Origin of the sequence: Kytococcus sp. HMSC28H12 (assembly GCF_001816045.1) — a bacterium.
Taxonomy (GTDB): domain Bacteria; phylum Actinomycetota; class Actinomycetes; order Actinomycetales; family Dermatophilaceae; genus Kytococcus; species Kytococcus schroeteri.
The window spans coordinates 1-4,079 of record NZ_KV824696.1; the positions used below are offsets into that span (position 1 = coordinate 1).

Genomic DNA, 4,079 nt, shown 5'->3' on the forward strand with positions numbered 1-4,079 from the left:
CGCGCCGCCGAGCCGGGTTCCGACGCCCAGCTGGTGTGGCAGCGGGCCTTCGGGGCCGCGGCGGCCACGCATCCGGCGTCGGGCGAGGTGGCCCGCGGCCTGCTCGAGGGCACCGAGACGATCGAGGGCCTGGCGTGGGAGTCCGACCGCCGCTGGGACCTGTGGACCGCCCTGGCGGCCACCGGCCAGGCCACCCGGGAGGAGCTCGACGCCGAGCTGGAGGCGGAGCGCAACAACACCACCATCACGCGCCATCTGGCCGCCGTCACCTCGCTCCCCGGTGAGCAGGGCCGCCGCGAGGCCTGGGAGCGCCTGCTCACGCCGCTGTCGATGACGAACGACCACGTGTCGGCCACCATCGAGGGCATGCGCCAGCCGCTGCGCTCCGAGGAGCTGGGCTGGCTGCGCGAGGAGTACTTCGGCCGTCTCGAGGGCATCTGGGCCGACCACGCGATGGAGATCGCCGAGCGGATCGTGCCCGGCACCTTCCCCGAGGGCGAGGCCAGCGAGGCCGCCGCCCAGGAGTGGCTCACCACCCACCCCGAGGCCCCCGCGGCGCTGCGCCGCATCGTGGCCGACGAAGTGGACGGCCTGCGCCGCTCGCTGCGCGCACAGCGGTTCGCCGCCGAGGCCGGGCCGGTGGACGTGGCCTGACCCGGCCGTTCCGGTGCCGGCCTCACGGGTTCCTCACAGTCGGGCCCGTGGGGTTGGCACCGGGCCCCCGGTGGTCCACCGTGGTGTGACCCCGACCACGAAGGAAGGTTCCCATGGCAGCCAGCACCCGATCCGGCCTCCTGGCCGTCGCAGCCCTGGCACTCGGCGGTCTCACCGCCTGCAGCAGCTCCGGTGACGACGCGGCTGACTCCGGCACGTCCAGCACGCAGGCCCCGTCGTCGCCCGCGGACTCGCCCACCGAGGAGTCGCCGAGCCCGACCGGCACGGGCGAGGAGTCGCCGAGCGAGCCGGGGACCAGCCCCTCGCCGGGGAACGGGACGATCACCATCCCCAGCATCGAACAGCCGTCGGGCGACTCCTCGCCCATGAGCGCCACGCCGCCGGCCTCCTGAGGCATCGCGCGCGAACGGCCCCCTCACCCGCGGGGAGAGGGGGCCGTTCGGCTACCGGGGCCGAGCCGGAGCTCAGTTGAACAGGGCCGCCAGCACGGGGCCCAGGATCAGGGCCGCCAGAGTCACGAGGACGATGATGCGTCGGGACTGGGCACTCATCACACACCTGCCAGGTCGCGGATCGGGTCGATGCCGAAGTAGAGCAGGAACATCACGGCGATGAGCCACATCAGCGGGTGCAGCTGCTTGCCGCGGCCCTGCACCACCTGCAGCACCACGTAGGTCACGAACCCGGCACCGATGCCGGCGGTGATCGAGTACGTGAAGGGCATGAGGACGATGGTCAGGAAGGCCGGCACGGCGATGTCCAGACGGTTCCACTCGATGCCGGTGACCTGCTGCATCATCAGGAAGCCGACGACCACCAGGGCGGGGGTGGCGGCCTCGTAGGGCACCACCGACACCAGCGGGGAGAGGAAGGTGGCCAGCAGGAAGAGCACGCCGGTGACCACGCTCGCCAGGCCCGTGCGGGCACCCTCGCCCACGCCGGAGGCCGACTCGATGAAGCTCGTGTTGGAGCTCACCGAGCCCACACCACCGGCGGCGGCAGCCAGCGAGTCGACCACGAGGATGCGCTGCGCGCCCGGCGGGTTGCCCTCCTCGTCGAGCAGGTCGGCCTCGGCACCGACGGCCACCATCGTGCCCATCGTGTCGAAGAAGTCGGCCAGCAGGAGGGTGAAGACCAGCAGGCTCGCCCCCACCACGCCGATGGAGGAGAAGGAACCCAGCAGGTCGAACTGCCCGATGAGGCCGAAGTCCGGCGCCTGCACCCAGCTGTCGGGCACGCGCGGCACGTTGAGGCCCCAGCCGGTCGGGTTGACGACCTTGCCGGTGGCGTCGGTCTGCGACCCGATGCCGGCGACGGCCTCCACCACCATGGCCAGCACGGTGGCACCGAGGATGCCGTAGAGGATGGCGCCGCGGACGCCGCGCACCATCATCACGACGATGGCCAGCAGGCCGATCACGAACACCACGGTGGGCCACCCGGCGAGGAATCCACCCACACCCATCTCCACCGGCACGGGACCGGAGGCGGGCTTGCGCACGATGCCGGCGTCCACGAGGCCGACGAAGGCGATGAACAGGCCGATGCCCACGCTGATGGCCGTCTTGAGCTGCGCCGGGATGGCGTGGAAGACCGCCTGCCGGAAACCGGTGAGCACCAGCAGCAGGATGATGAGCCCCTCCATGACCACCAGGCCCATCGCGTCGGCCCAGGTGACCTGCGGGAGGCTCGCCACGCCGAAGGCGATGAACGCGTTGAGGCCCAGGCCCGTGGCCAGGGCGAGGGGGTAGTTGGCCACCACGCCCATGAGGATGGTCATGACGCCGGCCACCAGCGCCGTGGCCGCGGCCACCATCGCGATGTTGGGCTCGTGGCCGCCGCCGAGGAACTCGCCGGTGCCGTCGGCCACGGTGCCGATCATCAGCGGGTTGAGCACGATGATGTAGGCCATCGTGAAGAAGGTGACGACGCCGCCGCGCACCTCCTGCACGACGGTGGTGCCCCGCTCCTGCAGGTGGAACCAGCGCTCGAGCGCCGCGTTCACGCGCGGTCCTCGGCGGTGGTGGGGGCGTCGGCGTCGGACTCCCGGGCCTGCGACGGCTCGGCACCGGCCTCGGTCTCGGCACCGGAGGCCTCGGGCTCCACCTCCGAGAGGTCCACCACCTCGAGCTCGAACTCGTCCACGAGCGGGTCGGGCAGGGGGTCGGGCTCCGGCTCGGTCAGGGCGGCGCGGTCGGCGCGCAGCACCTCCACGGGCACGAGGTAGCCGGTGCAGTCGCACTGCTCGCAGCGGGCGGCCACGCGCTCGGGCTGGTGACCGCCGGGGCGCACGGGCAGGGCCTGGGGGGCCACCAGCACCAGCTGGGCCTCCTCGGCCTTCGCGTCGGCCACACCGAAGTCCTCGGGGCGCAGCCGGTCGGCCCACGGCACCCACTCCGGGGCCAGCAGGGCCCCCTCGGCGGGGGCGAGGTGGGCCTCGCACACGGTGACGCGGCGGCTGCGCGGGGCACGGGCCAGGGTGACCTCCCACTGCCATCCGGTGTAGCCCGGCATCAGGCAGGTGAAGGCGTGCGTGACCAGGCGCTCACCCACCGAGCGGGCGCCAGTGTGCTCGCCCACGGAGCCCTCGGCGGCGATGCCGTGCAGGCCCTCGCGGGCGGCGTCCACGGCCTCCATGAGGGCCGTGTCCGGGCGAGGGGCGCGGGCGGGGCGGGTGGCCGGGCGGGACTCGGGCGTGGTGCTCATCAGCGCCCCATCTCGAACTGGTCGGCCACGGCGCGCAGCGCCTTGGCAAGGGTCTCGCCGTGGCGGGCGTCGGGGTAGCGGCCGCGGCGCAGCTGGTTGGACGCGTCGTCGAGGAGGCGGATGAGGTCCTCCACCACCACGGCCATGTCGTCGGCCGGCTTCCGGTCGCGCAGGGTGCGGCCACGCTGCACGGACGGCGGGGCGTCCACCATCGCGACGTGCATGGCCTGGTCACCCTTGCGGCCCTGGACGATGCTGTACTCCAGCCGGGTGCCGGGGCGCAGGGTGGTCACGCCGGCAGGCAGGGCGGCCGCGCGCAGGAAGACGTCACCGCCGGCGTCGTCGCCGATGAAGCCGAAGCCCTTGTCGGCGTCGTACCACTTGACCTTTCCGGTGGGCACTGGGAACTCCTGTTGCAGAAGGGGGGTCGCCGATGGACGGCGAGCAGGATGGGGCGCGACGGCGCCAGGTGTCGGGGCTGGCCGGGTGGCGGTCGCGTGCGGGCCCAGTCTACGGGCCGGCGTCAGAGACGGTGAGCGCCGCCGGCGGGGTCCGAGCCACTCTGCGGGGCGCCGTCCCCGGCCTCGGGGGCGCTGCCGTCGGGCCCGTGCCCGGGGGCGTACTGGCCGTACTCCGGGGCGGGTCGGCCCTGGAGGCCCGTGAGCGGGTGCGGCTGTCGCGGGTCCGGCTGGGGAGCC

The 4,079-nt window shown here is 73.6% G+C and carries 5 protein-coding genes; 2 read left to right on the top strand and 3 right to left on the bottom strand.

Translation table 11 applies throughout. The features are described 5' to 3' along the window. Positions 1-654: ERAP1-like C-terminal domain-containing protein (locus tag HMPREF3099_RS11555; RefSeq protein WP_202816764.1), on the top strand; the 654-nt coding region annotated here is incomplete at its 5' end. A gap of 113 nt (positions 655-767) precedes the next feature. Next, positions 768-1,067 carry a hypothetical protein gene (locus tag HMPREF3099_RS12585; RefSeq protein WP_141494771.1) on the top strand — a complete coding sequence of 100 codons (300 nt, stop codon included), beginning with the start codon at positions 768-770 and terminating at the stop codon, positions 1,065-1,067. A 158-nt stretch (positions 1,068-1,225) separates the two neighbouring features. Here HMPREF3099_RS12585 and HMPREF3099_RS11565 read toward each other — a convergent pair whose 3' ends face one another. The 3 genes from HMPREF3099_RS11565 to HMPREF3099_RS11575 are packed head-to-tail and all read right to left on the bottom strand — an operon-like array spanning position 1,226 to position 3,782. Further along, entirely contained in the window at positions 1,226-2,680 is a 1,455-nt protein-coding gene (locus HMPREF3099_RS11565) for an NCS2 family permease (RefSeq protein ID WP_070706223.1), read from the bottom strand. Then, a complete protein-coding gene (locus tag HMPREF3099_RS13290) occupies positions 2,677-3,381 on the bottom strand; it encodes a DUF3027 domain-containing protein (RefSeq protein ID WP_070706224.1) in 705 nt (234 codons plus the stop codon). The genes HMPREF3099_RS11565 and HMPREF3099_RS13290 overlap by 4 nt, the downstream gene beginning before the upstream one ends. Beyond that, a complete protein-coding gene (locus HMPREF3099_RS11575) occupies positions 3,381-3,782 on the bottom strand; it encodes a cold-shock protein (protein ID WP_070706225.1) in 402 nt (133 codons plus the stop codon). The genes HMPREF3099_RS13290 and HMPREF3099_RS11575 overlap by 1 nt, the downstream gene beginning before the upstream one ends. Between the last annotated feature and the right edge of the window lie 297 nt (positions 3,783-4,079).

Coding starts and splice junctions, on each gene's coding strand:
- HMPREF3099_RS13290 (WP_070706224.1), bottom strand. CDS start 3,381: ATGAGCACCACGCCCGAGTCCCGCCCGGCCACCCGCCCCGCCCGCGCC.
- HMPREF3099_RS12585 (WP_141494771.1), top strand. CDS start 768: ATGGCAGCCAGCACCCGATCCGGCCTCCTGGCCGTCGCAGCCCTGGCA.